Here is a 21,508-nt window from a genome sequence, read left to right as displayed (position 1 = left end):
CGTGGACGGCCCGCAGGGGGTGACGGCGGAGCGTCGGCGGGGGAGTGGGGTGATGCCGTGGAGTGGTCCCAGCCGTCGGAGAGCCTGCGGCTTGCGGTCGTCCGCGCCGACGACCGGGTCGTCATCCGCGTGGCCGGCGAGCTGGACGTCTCCTCGGCCTCGGTGCTCGCCAAGACCCTCGACCGCGCACGGGAGGCGTGCGACCTGGTCGCGCTCGACCTGAGCCGGGTGACCTTCTGCGGCGCCGCAGGTGTCGACCTCCTCCTGGACGCGCAGGACCAGGCCGCCGCCGCGGGCGGCGGCCTGACGGTGACACGAGCCCACAGCGCGGTGCTGCGCCCGCTGGAGATGTGCGGGGGCGCGGAGGCGGCGCGCCTCGTGCGCGGCGTGCGCACGGCACCCCTGGCACCCCACGAGCGCAGGCGGCGCTGCTCGCTGCTGTCCGAGGCGCTCTCGGTGGCCCTGCGGATCACGGGCGCCCCGATGGGCAACGCCCAGCTCCTCGACCCCGCGGTCGGCGCGTTGCGCATCATCGCGCAGCACGGGTTCGAGCAGCCGTTCCTGAGGTTCTTCGAGACGGTGGACGACCGGGAGACCGCGTGCGGGGTGGCCGCCCAGGACCACGAGCCGGTCTTCGTCGACGAGGTGGCGCACTCGCCGGTCTTCCTCGGCACCCCGGCCCTCGACGTCCTGCGGGACGCCGACGTCGGCGCGGTCGCCTCGGTGCCGATCCTGTCCCGCGCCGGCGCGCTGATCGGCGTCGTGTCCGTCCACTGCCCGGGGGCCGTGGTGTGGCGGGACGACCGGCGCCAGGCCTTGGAGGGGCTGGCCCGGGCATCCTGTCTGATCTGACCGGGCGGTCGCCGGGGCGGCAACGGCGGGGCGGGGAAGCCCGGTTGGCCGGATCGCGATCCTCGCCACCGGCCGCACGAGTTAGGGTTACCTAAGTTGCATGGTCGTCCGTGCGGCGAGGCACGCGCGACCCGACCGGAAGGGGAGTGACGGTGGCGGACACGAACGGTGAGACCCAGAGGGCGAGCGCCGAGGACCGCGGGCGCGTGGTCCAGCTCGTCGTGGGGAGCCTGGCGGCCCAGACCCTGCGGGCGGCCGTACGCCTGCGGGTGGTCGAGATCATCGGCGACAAGGAGCGGCACGCCGCCGAGGTGGCCGCCGAAGCCGGGACGCAGCCGGGGGCCACCACCCGGCTGCTGCGCGCCCTCGCGGCCCTCGGCATCCTTCAGGAACGCGCCCCCGACTCCTACGCGGTGACCCCCGCGGGCTCCCTCCTCGATCCAGGGCATCCCGACTCGCTCGCGGCCCTGGTCGGCATCTTCGCCGAGCCGGTGATGCTCCGCGCCTGGGAGCACCTGGACGAGGGCGTGCGGACCGGCGGGACCACCTTTGCGTCGGTCTTCGGCAGGGACTTCTTCCCCTACCTCAAGGAGCACCCGGAGCTGTCCGCGCTGTTCAACGAGGCCATGAGCCAGAGCACTTCCGCCACCGCCGCCCAGCTGCCGCACGCCTACGACTTCGGCCGCTTCACCACGGTCGCCGACATCGGCGGCGGCGACGGCACCCTGCTGTCCTCGGTGCTGCGCGAGCACCCGGGGCTCTCCGGCGTCCTGTACGACACCGAGGAGGGCCTGGCGCAGGCGCCGGGGACGCTGCGGCGCCACGGCGTGGAGGACCGCTGCTCCCTGGAGGTCGGGGACTTCTTCCGGTCGGTGCCGGGGGGTGCCGACCTCTACCTGATCAAGAGCATCCTGCACGACTGGAACGACGACCAGGCGGTCACCATCCTCGGCCACTGCCGCGCGGCCCTCCCGCCCGGCGGACGCGTGCTGATCGTGGAACCCCTGCTGCCCGATGCGGTCGCTCCCGAGCTGGCCGGGCTCTATCTGAGCGACCTCAACATGCTCCTGAACGTGGGCGGCAGGGAACGCACCCGCGACGAGTTCGCGGAGGTGTGCGACCGGGCGGGCCTCACCGTGACCTCGGTGACGCCGCTCGGGGAGGGGAACACGTTCTGCCTGATCGAGGCGGCGCCCGCCACCGGCTGACCGGGCCCGGGGGCCGCGCGTAGTCTTCCCGGCGTACGGACGCCAGCGGGACGGGACCGAGCCGGGGGGCGGGGCATGACGGTACGGGTGGTCGTCGTGGACGATCAGGCGGTGGTGCGCGCGGGCTTCGCCGCCGTCATCGACGCCGAGCCGGACCTCACGGTCACGGGTCAGGCCGCGGACGGCGCGGAGGCCGTCGAACTGGCCCGCGCCCACCGCCCCGACGTGGTCCTGATGGACATCCGGATGCCCGGCACGGACGGCCTCACGGCGACGCGCCTGCTGACCGCCCTCGACCCGCCGGTACGCGTCCTGGTGCTGACCACGTTCCGCCGCGACGAGTACGTGTTCGCCGCCCTGCGCGGCGGCGCCTCCGGCTTCCTCCTGAAGGACTGCGAACCGCAGCACCTGGTCGACGCCATCCGCACCGTCGCCGCCGGCGAGGCCCTGCTCGCGCCCGCGGTCACCCGTCGGCTCATCGACGCCTTCGCCAGCGGCGCACTCTCCGCGCGCCCGCGCCCCGACGGCCGCCTCGACGCCCTCACGCCGCGCGAGACGGACGTCCTGCGCGCGGTGGCCGGGGGCCTGAGCAACCCGGAGATCGCCCAGGCCCTCGGCATCGGCAGGTCCACGGTGAAGACCCACGTCAACGCGATCCTGGCCAAGCTGTCGCTGCGCGACCGGGCGCAGGCCATCATCCTTGCCTACGAGGTCGGCCTGGTGAGCCCGGACGCGAACGGCACCTAGGTCAGAGGCTGGTGCGGAACGGCCCCGTCACCTCGTACGTGATGCCGCCGCTGCTGGAGCCGGAGGTGCCGCGCTGCGAGGAGAAGTACAGGCGGTTGCCCGCGGGGTTGAACGCGGGCCCGGTGATCTCGGACGAGGACTGGCCGGTGATCCGCAGGAACGGGGCGACGACGTCGGAGGGCGTGATGATGCAGATCTCCATGTTGCCGCCGTCCTCGGCCACGTAGAGGTCGCCGACCGCCGCGGCCGTGACGTTGTCCACGCCGGTCAGCGGGGCGCCGCTGACGTTGTCGTCGTACACGACGGCGAGGGTGTTGGCGGCCGCGTGGTAGGCCCAGACGCGGTTGTCGCCCTTGGTGGTGAAGTAGCAGATGTCGGCGCGGTAGTGGCAGCCCTCGCCGCCGTTGAAGACCTTGGCGCCCGACACCTGGTAGCGCGTGGCGGTGGGGCTGCCGTCCGGGTCGGGCACGGTGGCCCACGACAGCGCGCCGCCGGTCTCCTTGAGCACCTGGAGGGTGCCGGACGACAGGTTGCCCCAGGTGGTGGGGACGAACCGGTAGAAGCGGCCGTCGGACTTGTCCTCGGTCAGGTAGACCACCTTGCGGACCGGGTCGGCGGCGGCCGCCTCGTGGTTGAACCGGCCCATCGCCGGACGCTGCGCCGCCGGGTTCACACCCCACGGGTCGGTCTCGTAGACGAAGCCGGTGTCGACCTCCTCGCACGACAGCCAGGTGTTCCACGGGGTGGCGCCGCCCGCGCAGTTGCGCTGGGTGCCGGACAGGATGGCGTAGGCGCCGGTGATCTGGGCGGCGCTGTTGAACTTCACCGCGCCCGCGCCGCCCTGGCCGCTGCCCATCTCGGCGTTGGACACGTAGATCCAGCCCGAGCCGTCGGCGAAGCAGGCGCCGCCGTCGGGCGCCTGGTGCCAGGTGTGGTTGGTGCCGGACACCTTCTGGGTGGAGCGGGCTATGACCCGGCTGGTGAAGCCCGCAGGCAGCCGGATGCCGTTGGCGTCGGCCGTCTGGAGCGCCCCGTAGGGGCTGGGGCCCGGCAGGGCGGGGTAGGCGGCGGCCTGCCGCCACAGCGAACCGGAGAAGGCTGCGGCTCCGGCACCCAAAACGGCGGCGCGCAGCACGGTACGGCGTTCCATGTCGACTCCTTCGTCGCACGGGGGACTGAACGCCGTGGACAGTAGGGCCGCCGAGCCGGGGTCGTAAGTCTCCGGAGAATGAACTGTTTTCAGCCACTGGGCGAATGGCGATCACGTGGTGCGGAAGCGCCGGGCCGACCTTAGGGTCGGCCCCATGGTCACTGCCGACGACGTACGCGCTCTCGCTCTCGCCCTGCCCGGCACGGAGGAGAAGGCGGCCTGGGGGCAGCCGACCTTCCGGGTGGGCGGCAAGATCTTCGCCGCGCTCGCGGACGACGACGCGTCGATGGGTGTCAGGTGCCCGCGCGAGGAGCGGGACGAGCTGATCGCGGCCGAGCCGGAGAAGTTCTTCGTCAGGCCCGGACACGACGACCGTTACGACTGGCTGCGGGTGCGCCTGAGTGCCCTGGCGGACGAGGCGGAGCTGCGGGACGTCCTCGCGGACGCCTGGCGGCAGCGGGCGCCGCGGCGGCTCGTCGCGGAGCATCCCGACCCCTGGGCGTAGATACCCCTGCGCATGGATACCCCTCGGGGGTACTTGACGGGCCTCGATCTCGGCCCGTAGCGTCCTCCATGTCGACGGCGGATACCCCCTCCCGGTATCCGCCCCCGTCTACTCAGGAGGCCCACCATGTGCACCACGTCCGCGACTTCGCAGAGCGCCCCCGCCACGCCCGCCGTCGTCCGCGCGGGCGGCGACGGTTCGCTGCCCGACTGGCATCTGCGGGGCGAGTGGTTCGACGTGTGCAGCTGCTCCCTTCCCTGCCCCTGCACCTTCGCCCAGGCTCCGACCCACGGGGACTGCCTGTTCACGCTCGTCTGGCAGATCCACGAAGGGCACTTCGGCGACGTGCGCCTGGACGGCCTCGGCGTCGTCGCGCTCGGCGAGTTCACCGGCAACATGTGGGTCGGGGACCCGAACGCCACCATGAAGGTGATGCTCTACATAGACGCCAAGGGCGACCGGGCCCAGCGGGACGCGCTCCAGCAGGTCTTCGCCGGGCACGTCGGGGGCTGGCCGGGCGAGTTCGGCTCCCTCATCAGCGAACTGCGCGACGTCCAGTACGCCCCGGTCCGCTTCGACGCGGCCGAGGACCTGTCGTACTGGCGGGCCGACGTCGGCGACAAGGTCGCCGTCGGGGCCGTCGCCCTCACAGGCCCGACCGCCGATCCCACCCGCCGCGTCCAGCTCGTCAACGCGCCGGGCGCCGAGGTGGGGCCCGGCCAGATCGCCACCTGGGGCGTGGTCGAGAGCGACCACGCGGAAGGCTTCGACTTCTCCCACGCATACCGGGGCGGCTCCAGCAAGCACTTCCCCTTCGACTGGCGCCCCTGACCGGCGCGGGACTCCCGCGCCGCGCCACCGGGTCGAGGTGAATCCTTTCGCGCCGCCCGTGCCTCTCTAGCATGTGCGGACAGCAGCGTCGGCACAGGAACCGGAGGTTTGTCGTGATCATTGGTGCCGTCGTCGTCGCGGCTGTGCTCATCTGCGCGTGCACTGTCATCGTGCGGCGTCAGCGGGGGCGATCCCGTGGCTGACTTCACATGGCCCGGCGATCAGTTGATCGCCGCTGCCCAGAAGGGTGACGTCGAAGCCACAGCCGCCCTGGTGACCGGCTCGCACCCGCATGTGCGGCGGTTCGCCCATTCGCTGTGCGCCACGCCCCAGGACGCCGAGGACGCGGCGCAGGAAGCGCTGATCATCCTGTACCGCAAGATCGGAATGCTGCGGGCCTCCGGTGCGCTGGCGTCGTGGATGTTCCGCATCGTCCGCAACGAGTGCCTGCGGCGGGCGCGACTGACGCTGCGCAGCCACGGCCCGGTCCCGGACACCGTGGTGCCGTCGTTCGAGGACGAGGTGCTGCAACGCCTGGAAGCGGGCCGGGTGGCGACGGCGATCGCCGCCCTGCCCGCCGACCAGCGGCGTGTGCTGATCCTGCGAGACGTCCAGGGCTACAGCGGACGGATGGTCGCCGACGCGCTCGGCCTCAGCACCGCCGCGATGAAGTCGAGGCTGCACCGCGCCCGTGCGGCGGTGCGCCAGGCCTTGCAGGGAGCACCTGGTCCCCTTCCGGGGGCCGGCGATGACTGACCGGCGGAGCTTCGCCAGCACGTCGCTGCCCCGGCACTTGGCGCGCGGAGCGCTGGGATTCGGCGCCTTGGCCGGTTCGGTCCTCCTCATCCCGGTGGTCGGGCCGGTCAGCCTCCTGCTGGCACCCCTGGGGCTGCTCGCCTTGCGCGGCTGCCCCCTGTGCTGGGCGATCGGGCTGCTCCAGACCCTCTCGAACGGCCGACTGCGGCGTTCGTGCGGGGACGGTCGCTGCGAGCTGACCGTGGCCCGGCACGCCCCGCCACACGGGGGCGCCCGGGACGTGTCCCTCGCGCCGGGCCCACCCCGACGCGACTCTCCACCGGGCCGTCCCGGTGACATCCACCAGCGGGGAACCGCCTAGGAGTTGCTCCACCCGGCCGTGCCGGAATACACGTCGACCAGGTCCACCACGAAGACCAGGGTCGAGCCCGCCGGGATCAGCGGTGAGGGCGACTGATTGCCGTAGCCGAGGCGCGGGGGAACGATGATCTCGCGCCGACCGCCGACCTTCATCCCCCTCACCCCCCGGTCCCAGCCCTTGATGACCCTGCCGCCGCCCAGGGCGAACTTGAACGGCTCCCCCCGGTCCCAGGAGGCGTCGAACTCCTTCCCGGACGCGAAGGTCACCCCCACGTAGTGGACCCTGACCACCATGCCCGGCTTCACCTCGGGGCCGTCCCCGACGACCAGGTCCCGGACGGTCAGCTCGGTAGGGGCGTCACCCTCCGGAACGTCGACCTCGGGCTTCGTCAGTTCACTCATCGCGGCCTCATCACTCCCTGTCGAAAGCCCTCGCACGGACCAGTGTGACGCATTGACCCCTCAGCTCCGTCGCGGTTGCATGCTGGGGCCCTCCGGTGGGCAGCCGGGGGCGACACCTCTTTCTGACTGGGGGGAAAATGAAGAGAAACACAGACCGGAGCACCACCAGACGCGTGCGGTGTGCGTTAGGCGCGGCGGCGGTGGTGGCGTGCGCGGTCACCACGGCGCTGCCAGGAGCCGCCTCGGCCGAGCCCGCGGGCGTCGCGCGGGACCGCGGGGCCGGTGTCGAGAGGATCAGTGTCGCGGCCGACGGCAGTCAGTTCGACGGCGATTCCACCGGTGGCGCGATCACGACCGACGGGCGCCGCATCGTCTTCTCGGCGGGAGGCGAAAGGGTGTACCTGCGCGACGAGCCGTCGGGGCAGCTCAAGAACGTGGGCAGCCACCCGATCGCCTCTCCCGTGATCAGCGGTGACGGGGAGTACGCCGCTTACTGGGTGCTGTTGTTCAGGGACACCAAGGTCAAGCTCGCTCAGTGGACCGCGGGCAGTTCGATCGGCCTGAACTGCGATGCCCTCAACTGCAGTCAGCCGTCGCTGAGCGGGGACGGCCGCTACGTCGCCAATGTCGCCACCATCGGCCGACCGTCCTCCACCCAGCGCATCGACGTATGGGACTGGCAGGCCAACACCAAGCAGGAACTCGCCTGGTTCGGCCACACCGCGCCGTCCCGGCCGTCCATCAGCGGTGACGGCCGCTTCGTCGCCTACCAGGACGGCAAGGCCAAGGACGTCTTCCTGTGGGACCGGGACCACGGCTCCACCTCCGACCCGATCGAGGGCCCGTCGAAGGAAGCGACCATCGTCCAGATCAGCGAGGACGGCAGCAAGGTCGTCTACCTCGCGGGGTCCGACACCTACGTCCACGACGTGAGCGCGGGCACCGCCCGGCGAGTGCCGGACGTCAAGGGCCTGGCCATCGACCCCACCGGCAGCCATCTGCTGTACGCACCGAACGACCCGGCCGGACCGTCGCTCATGCTGCGCGACCTGCGGACGGGCACCGACCAGGTCGTCTCGGACCAGCCCGCCTCGGCCGGGGTCGACGCGGTCAGCGCCGACGGGCACGACGTGGTCTTCCAGTCCACGGCCGACGACATCGTGCCCGGTGACACCAACGGCAAGTCCGACGTGTTCGTCCGTCGCCTCTCCTGATCACTTCTCCGGCGGGGGAGGGGTGCTTCAGGCGTCCCTGCGGTACTGCGCGGGCGACGCCTTCGTGGCGTCGTCCTCGTACGACCCCGCTGTGCCCCGGTCCACGTGGAAGGTGGTCAGCGTGGTGACGGGGGAGCGCGGGTCACGGCGGTCGCCGACCACCCGCATGTGCGCGCTGAAGCGCTCCGGAGTCACCTCGTACACGTCGTAGCCGTACCGGTTGCCCTCGAAGTACTTCAGGTGCGGGTTGGCCTTGCCCATCACGGGCCCGTTGGTGGCGTTCCACTCCGCGGAGTACGCGCCCGACGTCACCGAGTGCGCGGTGAACTCCGTGCCCACCAGCGGCGAATCGGGCACGTCGAAGTCGGTACGGACGTCGTCGACGAACGCCGAGTGCCAGTCGCCGGTGATGACCACCAGGTCCTCCAGGCCGCTGCCGTGCACGTGCTGGAGGACCTCCTTGCGCTCGGCGAGGAAGCCGTCCCACTGGTCGGTGAACATGTACGAGCCGCCGGGCCTGCCGCGCAGCTGGCTCAGCATGATCGAGTTGGCCCACACGTGCCAGGAGTCCGGAGCCCTGTCGACGGTCTTCTTCAGCCACGCCTTCTGCTCGGCGCCGAGGATCGTGCCGTCCGGCAGGTTCTGCGCCGAGCGGTACGACCGCAGGTCGAGGACGGTGAGTTCGAGCAGGTCGCCCCAGCGGCGCACGCGGTGGATCTCCGGGTCCGGCAGGGCGGACCCGCCGAACGAGTCGCGGTGCGGCATGTGCTCGAACCACGCCTGGTAGGCGGCCGCGCGGCGGCGCATGAACGGCGCGCCGCCGCCGGTGCCGCTGTAGTCGTTGACGACCTCGTGGTCGTCCCACGTCAGGAACCACGGGTGCGCGGCGTGCGCCTCGCGCAGCGACTTGTCGCCCTTGTAGAGGGCGTGCCGCTTGCGGTAGTCGCCGAGCGTGAGGATCTCCGGCCCGTCGTGGTCGCGCACGTGCTTCTCCGGCACGCCGCCGACCTGCCCGTGCTCGTAGATGTAGTCGCCGAGGTGGACCACGAAGTCGACGTTCTCCCGGGCGATGCCGCGGTGGGCGGCGTAGAAGCCGTCGTGGAACGCCTGGCAGTTGGCGGCGGCGAAGGTCACCTTCTTGACCCGGCCGCGCGGCGCGGTCCGCGTCCGGCCGACCCGGCTGGTCCTGCCGAGCGCCTTGAACGCGTACCAGTAGTGGCGGCCCGGGGCGAGCCCGCCCACCGGCACGTGCACGCTGTGCCCGAGCGTCGCCGACGCCGGAGCCGTCCCCCGCGCGACGACGTGCCGAAGGCGGGCGTCCTTGGCGACGACCCACTCGACCTCGACGACCTCGGGGAGCCGCTGCTCGGCGGCCAGCGGCTCGGGCGCGAGTCTGGTCCACAGGAGCACCGAGTGCGGCTGCGGATCACCGGAGGCCACGCCGAGGGTGAACGGCGCGGGGTCGTACTCCGCGCCGAGCCGCTCGGCGGCCTCGCGGGCCTGCGCGGGCGTGAGGCCCGCGGCGAGCGGCCAGGCGACGTTCAGCGCGCCCGCGGCCGCTGCGGCCTTCAACAGGTCACGGCGGTTCACGGTCATCAGCGGCCTCCGGCGGGCTTGGGTTCGAGAGTGAGGGAGACGGCGTCGGCGTAGCCGTCGTTGGAGGTGCCGCCGCCGCTGCGCGTGAACACCAGGAGGACCCGCGCCGAGCGCGCGCCGGGCGGCACCTGGGCCGCCGCCGTGCGTTCGAGCAGCGCCGTACGGCTGCCGCGCTCGGCCGCGCTCACGGGTCCGAGCACGCTGAGGGCGACCGGAGTGCCCTTGGCGTCGCGGAACTCCACGGAGAGGCGGGCGCCGTCCTCCTGCCCGGCGTAGCCGCCGAGCCAGGCGGTCACGGCGTAGCGCACCTTCCCGGCGTCGACGGCACGGCGCCCGGTCGAGCCGCTCCGGGGCAGGGCGATGTCCTGCACCAGGGCGGTGCGCGGGCTGTTGCCGCCCGAGAAGAAGCGGCTGCCGCGCCGCGCGGGTCCGGGGTCGGAGGCGGTCGGATAGCCGCCGCCCAGGCTGTACGGGACGAGCGCCGGGGCTCCTTGGACGACCTTCCAGCCACGCACGGTCGGGACGGGCTCCGCGCTGCCGCCCGCCCCGCTCTCCGCGTCGCCGTTGACGACGAGATTCACTCGCGCCTCCTGTTCTTGGGTGATGTGGGCGCGGTCAGCCCACCAGTCCCGTGTGAACCAGGAGAAGCGTCATGGCGAATTCTGTTACCACCGCGGGGCCGCGGAAGCGGGACGTCCGGAACCCCGCCGGCTACTGCCCCGGCTCGCGGTACGTCCGACCGCCCCGGCGCGGCAGCGCCGCCGGTACGTCGTCGGCGGTCGCGACCGTCTCCACGGCGAGGCGCAGCTCCGCCCGGACGGTCGCGGACGACAGGTCCAGATCCAGGAGGCGGCCGCACTCGCCCAGCCAGGTGGTGAGGGTGGTCCGGTGCAGGGTCAGCTCGGTGGCGGCGGGCGCGGTGCGGCCCCGGTGCGCGAGCCAGCAGCGCAGCGCGATGCGGAGCCGGGGGTCGAGGGGTCGGAGCAGGCCGGACGCCCAGCGCCCCGCGTGCTCGGCGCTGAGCAGGGCGGCGGGCAACGGCGGGGACGGCAGCAGGGGTTCCGCCGCCGCGGCCGGCACGGGGGACGCGGGGGCGCGCAGCGCCAGGAGCGACTGCGCCTGCACGGTGGGGTGGTCGAGGTCGGCCGCGAGCAGCAGGCCGATGCCGCGCAGACGGGAGCGGACGGTGCCCTCGGACACGTCGAGGGCCGGGGCGGCGGCCTGCGCGGAGCCCGAGCGCAGCCAGGCCTCCAGGGTCCGCCGCTCCCTGCTGTCCAGCGGCTGGAGCACGGCCGCGGACCAGGTGACGAGGCGGTCCGTCGGTATCACGCGCAGCAGCCCGTGCGTCCCCAGGCCCGTCACCGAGGTGAGGCGGCCGACGGACGTGCCGTTGCGCGTGCCGCCCGCCTCGGTCCAGGCGGTGACGAACATGTCCAGGGGCGCGGGGGCCGCCGCGCCCCCGGTCAGCTGGTGCCGGTCGGCGATGCGCGCGACGAGCGCGAGCGTCGGATGGCCGGCGTCGGCACGGGGCAGGTCGCGGGCGCCGTGCAGCGCGACGACGGTCAGCTCCGCCCCGTCCAGACTCACCAGCGTGCGGGTGCCGTTCGCCGGGTCGGGCTGCGTCGCCCGCCACAGCGCCTGGTGGGCGCTGTGCAGGGCGCGCCCGTTGAGGCGGTACACGGTGGCGTGCGTGGCGGTCTCGCCGCCGAGCACCTCGGCGGCCAGGCGGTGCTGGCCGCGCAGCAGCAGGCGCAGCACGGCGGTGTGCACGCGCTGTTCGGCGCCGCGCGTCTCCTCAGCGTGCCGGGCCCGCAGCCGCAGCAGGTCCAGGGAGCACTGCGTGACGAGCGCGGTCAGGGGCGGGGCCGCTGCCACGCCGGGGCAGACGACGAGGACGGTGCCCTGCGCCCCCGGCACCTGATGGACGGTCACGTGCGGATACGCCTGGGGGTGCCCGGCGGCCCGAAGCGCGGCGGGCCCCGCCGAGTCCGGGGTGGCGTGCACGATCCCGACCCCCGGGTCCACGAGCGCCGCCCAGCCGTCGGCCAGGGCGGCGACCTCGGCGACCAGCGTCGCGCCGGAGCGGGCCGCCGCACGCGTGAGCCGCCGCACCACCTGCGCGTGCTCCACGGCGGACGGGGCCGGAGGCCGCTCGGGGTGCGGCTCGCGGCCCCCGCCGTGCGCCGTCACGGTATCCGCGCGACGCCACCCCACCCCGCGCGCGCGGTGAGGGTGCCGGTGGTCGCCTCGGGCCGCCAGTGCGGCCAGGACACATAGCCGGGCTCGACCAGCTCCAGGCCCTCGAAGAACGCGACGGTCACCTCCGGCTCACGGAAGATGTACGGAATCGCGCCCGAGCTGTTGTACTCCTCCTGCACCTCGCGGTGCTTGTCGTCCGACGCGGTGGAGTGGCTCAGGGACACATAGCTCCCCGAGGGGAGCCGGGCCACCAGGCGCCGCACCAGGCCGAGCGCCTCCTCCCACTCCACGATGTGACCGAGCACGTCGTTGATCACCAGGGCGACGGGCCGGGACATGTCCAGCGTCTTGGCCGCGCCCGCCATGATCGCGTCCGTGTCGCGCATGTCCGCGAGGACGTAGTCCATCGCCCCCTCGGGGGTGCTCCTGCCCATCGCCTGGACGTGCAGGAGCACGAGCGGGTCGTGGTCCACGTACACCACGCGGCACTCCGGCGCGACGCGCTGGGCCACCTCGTGGGTGTTGTTGGCCGTGGGCAGCCCGGCGCCCACGTCCAGGAACTGCCGAATCCCGGCCTCCTTGGCCAGCCAGGTGACGGTGCGCACCAGGAAGCCCCGCGACTCCTGGGCGAACGGCTCGATCAGGGGGTACTTGTCGCGGTAGGCGTCACCGGCGGACTTGTCGGCCTCGTACCAGTCCTTGCCGCCCAGCCAGTAGTTCCACACGCGCGCGCTGTGGGCGACGGACTTGTCGATCTCGTCCCACCGCGGCGGGAGCCTCATCGGTTCGGTCATGACAGGTCCAGTACCTCTTTCGACTTGTCGGGGTGGAGCGCGGTGGCGCAGGAGTAGTCGAGGAGCAGACGGTAGGCGGTCACCGTGTCGGGCGCGTCCCAGACGTCGGCCGTACCGGCCAGGCCGCCCTCCCTGACCACGTGGTCGGAGATCTCCGGCACCTCGACGCGGAACAGGGTGAGCGGCGGTTTGCCGGTCAGGGCGTGCGGGGGTCCGTCCAGCGGGTGGATCTGCAACGTGACGTCGGGCCGCTCGGCCACGGCCCGCAACACCTGGAGCTGCTCGGCCATGATGCCCGGCGCCCCCACCCGGGTGTACAGGGCGGCGGCCGACATCACGGCCCAGATGCGCGTCTGCTGGGTGCGGAGCCGCTCCTGGCGCTGGATCAGCAGATCGGTCCTGCGGTCCTTGGCCGCGGGGGACAGGTCCGGGCGCAGCACGTCGTCGACGGCACGGGCGTAGGACGGCGTGCGCAGCAGAGCGGGAACGAGCGCGGGCTCCCACGTGCGCACGATTCCGGCCGCGGACTCCACGCTCATCAGGTCGAGCTGCCACGGGTCCATGACGGCGCGCCAGGGGTGCCACCACCCCGGGGCGTTGGCACTCGCCAACTTGCCCAGGAAGTCGTCGGTCTCCGCCCGCGCCGCCCCGTACGCCGCGAGGAGCGCGGAGACCTGGCCCACGTCGAGGGACGTCTGGGCCTGCTCGATCCGGCGCACGGTGGCGGGGTGCGCGCCGAGCGCCGCCGCGGCTTGCTTCAGCGAAAGCCCCGCGGCCTCGCGGAGGACCTTGAGCCGGGTGGCGAGCACGAGGTGCGCGACGGTCCGACCGGATCGTTCGCGAGCCACGCGCCCCTCCTTCCGACAGTCTCCGTAACTTGTGGATAGTGCACACCTTGTCGCTTGCAATCCCCGGACGCAACCCGTTGAGTAGGTGCTGTGGTGAAGCGGCCGGGACAACCGGGGCGGACAACACGTCGTGCGCACGGGGGAGTTACGGGGGAGATGACGTGCTGACGCTGGGCGCGCTGGTCGGCAGGATCGAACTCGAACTTGCCTTCGCCGGAGGCGTCGCCGCCGCACCGCACGAGGCGGTCAGGGTCGCGGGCCTTGCGACCCTGACCCTGCCTCAGCTCCTGGAGGGCGAGCCGCAGCGGCGTCTGGAGCCCGGCTCCCTCGTCCTGCTCACCGAAGTGCCGTTCCGGCTGCGGGGCCGCGCGGAGGTCGCCCTGGAGACGCTCCTGGAGCAGCTGGCCCTCGACCGGTGCGCGGGCCTCGTGGTGAGCGTCCTGTCCGGTGCCCACCAGCCGTTCTCCCTGACGGTCCGGGAGGCGTCCGCCGCTCTCGGCATCCCGCTGCTCATCACCACCGCGCCCCCGCGCACATGGGCCGAAGCGGGCCGCGACCTCACCGCCCGCCGCCTCGCGGACGTGGAGTCCCACGCGGGTCAACTCACCACTCTCGTCCAGCAGTTGCCCACCCGGGCCGGTGACCCAGAGGCCATGCAGCGCATCGCGGACTGGCTGGCTTGCGCCCTCAAGGCAGAGGTCCTCGTCAGCGACCCGGGCGGCGTCCTCGCGGCCTCGCCCGAGACCGCCGCCGAGGCCCTGGCCGAGGCGTTCCTGCGCGGCCACCGCGAGGGCCTCGCACGCGACCGGTCACAGGGCCCGCACACGCGGCTCTTCCCCCTCGCGTCCTCGTCGGCGGGCGAGGCCCGGCCCCTCGCCGCCGCGGTCGGCGGCCTCCCCGCGGCCGGTGCCGCGGCCGCGGCGGACGACGGGAGCACCGTACTGGCCGTCGCCCGCCGCTCGCCCTCCTTCGACGAGGCCGACCTGCGGCTCATGCGGCACGCCGCGCGCCTCCTCGGCCTGCTCGACCAGGCGCGGCGCGAGCACCGCGCCGCCGCCGACGCCGCGCACGCGGCCCGTACGGCGGCCGTGGAGCTGCTCCTGGACGCCGAGGTCGACAAGGCGCGCAGGGTCATGGCGACCCAGGCGCCGGGCCTGCTCACGCCGGACGCCGTCCGCGTCTTCGTCGTCGACACCCCGCAGGACGAGCGCGACGCCGTGCTGCGCCGGTGCGTCGCCGGTACGGCGGGCCGCGCCCTGGTCGTCGCCGATCCGCGCGAGGACCGCCGGATCCTGGTCGTCGAGCCGATCCGGCCGCGCCGCACCGGCGACGCGGTGGCCACCGAGCTGACCCGCCTGGTCGCAGAGCTCGGCGCCGACGCCTCGCTGGGCGGCAGCGGCACGCACCCGATGGTGATGGTCGCCGACGCCCTCCAGGAGGCCATCACCGCGCAGCGGTTCGCCCTGCGCCGCCCCGACGCGGTGGCGCTGTCCGCGCAGAGCACCGACCTGGTCAGCGTGCTCCCGAGGGACGCGGCGCGGCGCTGGGCCCGGGGGCTCCTCGAACCGCTGCTCCGGCCGGACGCGCAGTGGGAGCAGATGCGCGACACCCTGCCCACCGCCCTCGCCTACCCCTACACCGTCGCCGCCCGTCGGCTTCACGTGCACCGCAACACCGTCAGGCGCCGTGTCGCCAAGGCGGCGGAGCTGCTCGACATGGACTTCACGACCGTCAGGGACCGGGCCACGGCCGGGCTCGCGCTCGACCTGCTCGCCGAGCGGCAGCGGCCCGAGCGGTCCCTCACCCTGGTCGGCGGCGCGACGCCCACCCTGGAGGCGCTCCTGGCCTCGCCCGAGGCCAGGGCCTGGGCGGACCACCTGCTGTGCGGAGCGCGCGGCGACCGCCGGAACCTGCTCACCACCGCCGCCGTCTGGCTGGCGCACGACGCGCACGTCGAGCCCACCGCACGGGCCCTCGGGTTCTCCGAGTTCACCGTCCGCTCCCACCTGCGCGCCCTGGAGAGTCACATGGCCCGGGACCTCGGCTCCCTCGGTGGCCTCCGCGACCTCCAGTTCTCCCTGCACATCCTGGCCGGGGAGGTCGGCGTCACGGACGCGCGGGGCGACTTGTGCACGACGCCGTGACCCACGGGCAGCGCCCCGGAGCATCGGTGTGGTTCACGAGGCGAATTCCGTGGCCGGTTCGGTGGCGTAGCGGCTCATCGTCCGCAGGTGCTCCTCCTCCGTCAGGCCCCGGCCGTCGGCTGCCGCGTCCTGGAGGTCCCGGAAGTACTGCACGTACAGGGACGGTGTGAACGTGCTGAGCATGACGGCCGGTTCGTCGGTCACGTTGGCGAAGGTGTGCGGGGCTCCGGGCGGGACCGTCACGAACGCGCCCGCGGGCACGTCGTGGTCCTGCCTGCCGACCGTGAAGCGCACCGTGCCGGAGACGACGTAGAAGCCCTCGTCGTGCAGGGTGTGGCGGTGCTGCGGAGGTCCGGGCGTGTGCGGTGCGAGGACGGACTCGGTGCACCCGAGGCGGTGCCCGGTCCCGGTGCCGTCCTCCAGGACGCGCATGCGCGTGGTGCCCAGGACGATGGTCTCGCCCTCGCCCGGACCGACGACGGTCACGGCGGGGCCGGCGTCGGGCTCGCCGGTGTTCGGTGCGCCCGCGGTCTTCGGTGTGTCTGTCATGCGTCGATTCCACCGCCGGGGCGTCCGGGGTGTCCAAGACCCCTTCCGTCTCCTCGATACCCCCTGGGTATCGTGACGCCATGGAGCTGCGCACGCTGCGCTATTTCGTGGCGGTCGCCGAGGAGTTGCACTTCGGCCGGGCCGCCGCCCGGCTGCACATGAGCCAGCCGCCCCTGAGCCGGGCGATCAAGCAGCTGGAGACCGAGTTCGGCGCCGCCCTCTTCGACCGGTCGTCCGCCGGTGTCGGGCTCACCGGCGCGGGATCGGTGCTCCTCGACGAGGCGCGCGCCCTGCTGGAGCGGGCCGACCGGGTGCACGCCCGGGTGGCCGCGGCGGCCGGTACGGCGACCCTCACCGTCGGCATCCTGGGAGGCGGCGCCGACCCGGCGGCGGCCCGTCTGGCCGGGGCCTTCCGGGGACGGCACCCGCGCGTGGAGGTCCGCGTCCGCGAGACCGGCCTGACCGATCCCACGTGCGGGCTGCACGCCGGGCTCGTCGATGTCGCCCTGACCCGCGGGCCGTTCGACGAGACGGGTCTCGCCGCCCGGGAGCTGCGGGCCGACCCGGTGGGCGCGCTGCTGCGCGCCGACGACCCGCTGGCCCGCGGCGACCGCCTGAACCTGGCCGACCTGGCCGACCGCCGCTGGTTCCTCTTCCCGCAGGGCACCGACGGCGTCTGGCAGACGTACTGGAACGGCGGCGCACCGCGCGAGGGCCCGGTCGTGCGCGCCGTCCAGGAGTGCCGGCAGGCCGTTCTCTGGAACGGCACGGTCGGCATGACGCCCCTGGGCCACGAGCCGGGCCGGGGCCTCACCGTGGTGCCGCTGGTCGACATGGAGCCCAGCCGCGTTCTGGTGGCCTGGCGCGCGGGCGACGCGAACCCGCTGATCCGTTCGTTCGTCCGGATCGCCACGGACGCGTACCGCCGCTGAGTTCGCTCGTAGTTCGCTCGCGGTTCGCCTGTCGCGCCCCGCGTTCCGATGTTCTCCGACATTCCTTCCGTTTCTTGAGAACCACCCGTGTCAGGATCACGTCTCACGGGAGCACGCATCGGTACGTTCAAGGGACAGGCACATCGAGTGACAGGCATATCGAGGGTGGGGGCGGCGGCGATGGCCGCCGTGCTGTCCGGCGCGCTGCTCACGGGCGCGGCGGCAGCCGACACGGGGGCGCGGCCGGACGGCACCGCGACGGCGGGCGCCAAGACCGGTCGGGGGGACCGGACGGGGAAGACGACGACGGTCACGCTGATCACCGGCGACCGGGTGGTCGTCGCTGCGGACGGCGGTGAGGTCGTCCGGCTCATCCGCGGCAAGGGCCGCGAAGAGGTCACGATCGCGGTGCGGCGCGAGGCCGGGCACGTGTTCGTCGTGCCGCAGGACGCCCAGGCCCTGCTCACCGCGGGCAGGCTCGACCGGCGGCTCTTCGACGTCACGCAGCTCGTCGAGGACAAGTACGACGACGCGCACCGCACCTCGCTGCCGCTGATCGTCGGGTACCGGCCGGGCAGGGCCAACAGCTTCCGGGCGGCCGACACGTTCAAGGGCCACGCCCGCGACCGCCGTGACCTGCCCGCCGTCGGCGGCGAGGCGTTCAGCACGCCCAAGTCCGACGCCACGGACCTGTGGTCGGCGCTCACCCGCGGCACGGGCGGCCGTGCGAACGTCCACGCCACCGCCGCCCCGGCCGTCGGGCGCATCTGGCTGGACGCCAAGGCCCGCCCCACGCTCGACAAGAGCGTGCCGCAGATCGGCGCCCCCACCATGTGGCAGGCCGGATACACCGGCAAGGGCATCAAGGTCGCCGTCCTGGACACCGGGGTCGACCAGACGCACCCGGACCTCAAGGGCGTCGAGGTCCTGGAGAAGAACTTCACCGGGGCCCCCGACGCCAAGGACCGCATGGGCCACGGCACCCACGTCGCCTCGACCCTCGCGGGCTCCGGCGCCAAGTCGGGCGGCAAGCGCAAGGGCGTGGCACCCGGCGCCCGGATCCTCGACGGCAAGGTCATCTCCGAGGAGGTGGGCGCGGGCTACGACTCCGACATCATCGCGGGCATGCAGTGGGCCGTCGACAGCGGCGCCAAGATCGTCAACATGAGCCTCGGCAGCCTGGACACACCGGGCACCGACCCGATGGAGGAGGCCGTCGCCCGGCTCTCCGGCAAGGCCCTGTTCGTCGCGTCAGCGGGCAACGAGGGGCCCGAGGCGGGCACGCTGACCACGCCCGGCAGCGCCCCCGAGGCCCTCACGGTCGGTTCGGTGGACAAGCGGGACCGGATCGCGGAAACCTCCAGCCGCGGCCCCAACGCCGACGGCGTCGCCAAGCCCGACCTCACCGCCCCCGGCGAGAACATCACCGCCGCGGCCTCCACCGACGGCCCCGCCGCGGCCGACGGTTACGTCGCCATGTCCGGCACCTCGATGGCGGCCCCGCATGTGGCCGGTTCGGCCGCGCTGCTCCTCCAGCAGCACCCTGCCTGGACGGGCACGCAGCTCAAGGCCGCGCTCACCGGCTCCGCCAAGCCCAACGCCAAGCTCAACCCGCACCAGCAGGGCGCGGGCCGCGTGGATCTGACGCGCGCCGTCACCGCCTCCGTCGTGAGCTCGCCCGGCACGGTCGCCTTCGGCACGCAGGCGTGGCCGCACAGCGACGACAAGCCGGTCACCAAGACCGTCACCTACCGCAACTACGGCACCAAGCCGGTCACCCTCGCGCTGTCCACCACCACCGTGGACCCGGCGGGCCGCCCCGGCCCCGCCGCCATGTTCACCGTCAAGGACGCCAAGGTGACCGTCCCGGCGGGCGGCAGCGCTAAGACCACCGTCACCGTCGACACGAAGCTCGGCACCGCCGACGGCGCCTACGGCGGCAGCCTGCTGGCCGCCGGGGACGGCCAGTCCGTGCGCACGGGCCTGATCGTGGAGCGGGAGGTCGAGTCGTACGACCTCACCTTCCGGCACCTCGACACCAGCGGCGCGGGCGCGTCCACGTACGTCACCACGCTCACCGACCCCGCCACGCAGAAGAAGTTCCAGGTCCCCTACAGCCAGGGCAAGGCCACGCTGCGGGTGCCCAAGGGCACCTACGCGCTGGAGAGTTCCGTCTACGGCCCGGGCGACAGCCTCTCGGTCTTCGTCCAGCCGAAGCTGACGGTGGGCGCGGACAAGGCGATCACGCTGGACTCGCGCAAGGCCAAGCCGTTCGCCGTCACCACCCCGGACAGGACCGCGCGCCGCACGGAGGCGAGCGTCAGCTACGAGGACCAGGCCGGCGCGATCGCCGGAACCTGGAACCTCACGGGCCGCACCGCCATCCGCACCGCCGGGCTCGGCGGGGGCTCGCCCACCTTCAACGCCCAGTACAGCGGCGTCTGGAAGGTCCCGGGCACGAAGAAGGTCGACTACCGTCTCGCCTTCAACCGCACCGGCACCTGGTTCACCGGCCTGAAGCACGCCGCCACCAAGGCCGAGCTGGCCGAGGTGAAGGTCGGCCTCGGAGCCTCCGCCGCCCGGCGCAAGGGCACCCTCACCGCCACGCCGATCGGCGCGGACGGCTACAGCCCCACCGTGCCGTCGCAGGCCACGCTGAGCCTCCCGTCCTCCGGCACGAGCTACGTCACCACCAAGGACGTGCGCTGGAGCTGGGCCATGGGGCAGCTCGACGACGCGGGCGGCCTGAGCATCGGCTACGGCGCGGACGTGGTCACGTACAAGGCGGGCAAGCGCTACACGCTGAACTTCAACACCGGCGTGGTCGGCCCCGACCTGAACGCCGACGAAAGGCAGGGCGCGCTCCGGGCGGGCAACTCCATGAACGCCTACGTCCAGCTGTTCAGCGACGGCGCGGGCCACTCGGGCCAGTCCCCCGTGACCAAGGGCTCCACCCGTCTGGAGTCGGGCGGCCGCCTCATCGCGAAGGGCGAACCGGGCGCGGTGAACGCCGAACTCCCCGCCGCCTCCGCCCCGTACCGTCTGACCATGGAGGCGAGCCGTCCGGTCAAGGAGACCACGACGAGCACGAAGGTGGCCGTCGCCTGGACCTTCACCTCGGCCAGGACGCCGGACGAGCCGCCCACCGACCTGCCGCTCTCGACCGTGCGCCTCGCGCCGAAGCTGGCCCTGAACGGCACGGCCCCGGCGGGCGGCACCCTGACCGTGCCGCTGAAGGTGGCCGGGGCGGCCGCGGCCAAGGACAAGATCGCCAAGCTGACCGTCAAGGTCTCCTACGACGGCGGAAGCACCTGGAAGTCGGCCCCCGTCACGACCGACGCCAAGGGCGCGCACTCGGCGAGCGTGCGCCACCCGGCGGCGGCCAAGTCCGTGTCGTACCGGGTGTATCTGAAGGACACCGCGGGCAACACCATGACCGAGACGATCTCCAACGCCTACCACCTCGTCCGGTAGGCGCCGCCCCCATCCGTAAAGGCACCGCGCGCCGGGTCACCTCGGCGCGCGGGCCGGATAGCGGTGGAAGCCCCGGCCGCTCTTGCGGCCCAGATGACCGTCGGCGACCAGTGCACGCAGCCCCTCGCAGGGCTGGAAGCGCTGGTCGCCGGTGCATTCGAGCAGGACGTACAGCGTGTCCACGATGGTGTCAAGGCCGATCAGGTCACCCGTGGCCAGCGGGCCCATGGTGTGCCCGAAGCACTCCTGGAAGATCCGGTCGACGGTGGCCGGGTCCGCGGTGCCCTGCTGCACCACCGTCGCGGCCTCGTTGACCGTGAGCATGAGGACCCGGTTGGAGACGAAGCCGGGGCCGTCGTGGACGACGATGCCCTTCTTGCCGATCCCCGCGAGCAGGGCGAGGGCGGTGTCCAGGGTCTCGTCGGAGGTGCGCGGGCCGCGGACGACCTCCACGGCCTCCTTCATCGGCGCCGGGTTCATGAAGTGCAGACCGAGCACCCGCTCCGGCCGCGCCGTGCGCGCGGCGAGCCGCTCGACCGGGATGGCCGAGGTCCCCGTCGCGAGCACCGCGCCGGACGGGCACACCTCGTCCAGTTCGCGGAACAGCCTCTCCTTCAGCGGGATGCGCTCCGGCGCGCAGTCGAGCACGAACCGCGCCTCGGCCAGGTCCGCCAGGCGCGCGGTCCAGGTGACCGCCGCGAGCGCCCGGTCCATCGGGACGGCAGCGGGCGCCTCGCGGACCATCCTGGCCAGCCTGATGCCGTCGCGGAGCCGCCCCGGAGCGGTGGCGCGGGCGGCGTCCTCGGGGTCGACGGTCACCACGCGGTGTCCGGCCTCGACGAGGCACTGGGCGATGCCCACCCCCATCGTCCCGGCGCCGACCACGCCGATGACACCGCTTCCGGCACTGTCCTGAGGCATGGGAGTCTCCGTCTTCCGGTCGACGT

The 21,508-nt window shown here is 73.3% G+C and carries 20 protein-coding genes; 11 read left to right on the top strand and 9 right to left on the bottom strand.

Annotation, left to right across the window (positions count from 1 at the left end; genetic code table 11):
- Positions 1-57: 57 nt before the first annotated feature.
- The 3 genes from CP982_RS04965 (at position 58) to CP982_RS04955 (ending at position 2,807) form a co-directional block, all read left to right on the top strand.
- Positions 58-852: an STAS domain-containing protein gene (locus CP982_RS04965; protein WP_150509357.1), complete on the top strand. Its 795-nt coding sequence runs from the start codon at positions 58-60 to the stop codon at positions 850-852.
- Between the two features lie 152 nt (positions 853-1,004).
- A complete protein-coding gene (locus tag CP982_RS04960; RefSeq protein WP_150509356.1) occupies positions 1,005-2,060 on the top strand; it encodes a methyltransferase in 1,056 nt (351 codons plus the stop codon).
- Between the two features lie 75 nt (positions 2,061-2,135).
- Positions 2,136-2,807, top strand: coding sequence for a response regulator (locus tag CP982_RS04955; RefSeq protein WP_150509355.1), 672 nt, complete (start codon positions 2,136-2,138; stop codon positions 2,805-2,807).
- Between the two features lies 1 nt (position 2,808).
- On the opposite strand, the gene CP982_RS04950 is transcribed toward CP982_RS04955, so the two are convergent.
- Positions 2,809-3,957: an alkaline phosphatase PhoX gene (locus CP982_RS04950; RefSeq protein WP_150509354.1), complete on the bottom strand. Its 1,149-nt coding sequence runs from the start codon at positions 3,955-3,957 to the stop codon at positions 2,809-2,811.
- A 154-nt stretch (positions 3,958-4,111) separates the two neighbouring features.
- Between CP982_RS04950 and CP982_RS04945 the strand changes: the two genes are divergently transcribed.
- From CP982_RS04945 to CP982_RS04930, 4 genes are all read left to right on the top strand, one after another.
- Entirely contained in the window at positions 4,112-4,462 is a 351-nt protein-coding gene (locus CP982_RS04945; protein ID WP_150509353.1) for an MmcQ/YjbR family DNA-binding protein, read from the top strand.
- Positions 4,463-4,588: 126 nt separating this feature from the next.
- The gene (locus tag CP982_RS04940; protein WP_150509352.1) at positions 4,589-5,293 is read left to right on the top strand and encodes a DUF1326 domain-containing protein; all 705 of its coding nucleotides are present in this window, start codon (positions 4,589-4,591) and stop codon (positions 5,291-5,293) included.
- 195 nt (positions 5,294-5,488) lie between these two features.
- Positions 5,489-6,049: an RNA polymerase sigma factor gene (locus CP982_RS04935; RefSeq protein ID WP_150509351.1), complete on the top strand. Its 561-nt coding sequence runs from the start codon at positions 5,489-5,491 to the stop codon at positions 6,047-6,049.
- Positions 6,042-6,410: a hypothetical protein gene (locus CP982_RS04930; protein WP_229878851.1), complete on the top strand. Its 369-nt coding sequence runs from the start codon at positions 6,042-6,044 to the stop codon at positions 6,408-6,410. The genes CP982_RS04935 and CP982_RS04930 overlap by 8 nt, the downstream gene beginning before the upstream one ends.
- Here CP982_RS04930 and CP982_RS04925 read toward each other — a convergent pair.
- Positions 6,407-6,811 carry an FKBP-type peptidyl-prolyl cis-trans isomerase gene (locus tag CP982_RS04925; protein WP_150509350.1) on the bottom strand — a complete coding sequence of 135 codons (405 nt, stop codon included), beginning with the start codon at positions 6,809-6,811 and terminating at the stop codon, positions 6,407-6,409. The genes CP982_RS04930 and CP982_RS04925 overlap by 4 nt on opposite strands.
- 173 nt (positions 6,812-6,984) lie before the next feature.
- Here CP982_RS04925 and CP982_RS04920 point away from each other — a divergent pair, with 173 nt between their 5' ends.
- Positions 6,985-8,025, top strand: a complete 1,041-nt coding sequence (locus CP982_RS04920) for a WD40 repeat domain-containing protein (protein ID WP_150509349.1) — start codon at positions 6,985-6,987, stop codon at positions 8,023-8,025.
- 27 nt (positions 8,026-8,052) lie between these two features.
- Here CP982_RS04920 and CP982_RS04915 read toward each other — a convergent pair whose 3' ends face one another.
- The 5 genes from CP982_RS04915 to CP982_RS04895 form a co-directional block, all read right to left on the bottom strand.
- Entirely contained in the window at positions 8,053-9,621 is a 1,569-nt protein-coding gene (locus CP982_RS04915; RefSeq protein ID WP_150509348.1) for an alkaline phosphatase D family protein, read from the bottom strand.
- Positions 9,621-10,202, bottom strand: coding sequence for a phosphoesterase (locus tag CP982_RS04910; protein ID WP_150509347.1), 582 nt, complete (start codon positions 10,200-10,202; stop codon positions 9,621-9,623). The genes CP982_RS04915 and CP982_RS04910 overlap by 1 nt, the downstream gene beginning before the upstream one ends.
- 130 nt (positions 10,203-10,332) lie before the next feature.
- A complete protein-coding gene (locus CP982_RS04905) occupies positions 10,333-11,811 on the bottom strand; it encodes a helix-turn-helix domain-containing protein (protein ID WP_229878850.1) in 1,479 nt (492 codons plus the stop codon).
- Positions 11,808-12,614 (bottom strand): SAM-dependent methyltransferase, encoded by an 807-nt coding sequence (locus CP982_RS04900; RefSeq protein WP_150509346.1) that lies wholly within the window; start codon positions 12,612-12,614, stop codon positions 11,808-11,810. The genes CP982_RS04905 and CP982_RS04900 overlap by 4 nt, the downstream gene beginning before the upstream one ends.
- Positions 12,611-13,462 carry a helix-turn-helix domain-containing protein gene (locus CP982_RS04895; RefSeq protein ID WP_150509345.1) on the bottom strand — a complete coding sequence of 284 codons (852 nt, stop codon included), beginning with the start codon at positions 13,460-13,462 and terminating at the stop codon, positions 12,611-12,613. The genes CP982_RS04900 and CP982_RS04895 overlap by 4 nt, the downstream gene beginning before the upstream one ends.
- Positions 13,463-13,623: 161 nt before the next feature.
- Here CP982_RS04895 and CP982_RS04890 point away from each other — a divergent pair, with 161 nt between their 5' ends.
- A complete protein-coding gene (locus CP982_RS04890) occupies positions 13,624-15,606 on the top strand; it encodes a helix-turn-helix domain-containing protein (RefSeq protein ID WP_150509344.1) in 1,983 nt (660 codons plus the stop codon).
- 33 nt (positions 15,607-15,639) lie between these two features.
- On the opposite strand, the gene CP982_RS04885 is transcribed toward CP982_RS04890, so the two are convergent.
- Complete coding sequence (locus CP982_RS04885) at positions 15,640-16,155, bottom strand: cupin domain-containing protein (protein ID WP_150509343.1); 516 nt, start codon at positions 16,153-16,155, stop codon at positions 15,640-15,642.
- A gap of 80 nt (positions 16,156-16,235) precedes the next feature.
- Here CP982_RS04885 and CP982_RS04880 point away from each other — a divergent pair, with 80 nt between their 5' ends.
- Together CP982_RS04880 and CP982_RS04875 are read left to right on the top strand one after the other, a co-directional pair.
- The gene (locus tag CP982_RS04880) at positions 16,236-17,087 is read left to right on the top strand and encodes a LysR family transcriptional regulator (protein ID WP_150509342.1); all 852 of its coding nucleotides are present in this window, start codon (positions 16,236-16,238) and stop codon (positions 17,085-17,087) included.
- Positions 17,088-17,267: 180 nt separating this feature from the next.
- A complete protein-coding gene (locus CP982_RS04875) occupies positions 17,268-20,561 on the top strand; it encodes a S8 family peptidase (protein ID WP_150509341.1) in 3,294 nt (1,097 codons plus the stop codon).
- Between the two features lie 36 nt (positions 20,562-20,597).
- On the opposite strand, the gene CP982_RS04870 is transcribed toward CP982_RS04875, so the two are convergent.
- Positions 20,598-21,482 (bottom strand): 3-hydroxyacyl-CoA dehydrogenase family protein, encoded by an 885-nt coding sequence (locus tag CP982_RS04870; RefSeq protein WP_150509340.1) that lies wholly within the window; start codon positions 21,480-21,482, stop codon positions 20,598-20,600.
- Positions 21,483-21,508 lie beyond the last annotated feature (26 nt).

Source organism: Streptomyces spectabilis (genome assembly GCF_008704795.1).
In the GTDB taxonomy this organism is placed as follows: domain Bacteria; phylum Actinomycetota; class Actinomycetes; order Streptomycetales; family Streptomycetaceae; genus Streptomyces; species Streptomyces spectabilis.
The sequence above is the reverse complement of the archived record's forward strand: the minus strand, read 5'-3'. Positions and strand labels throughout refer to the sequence as shown.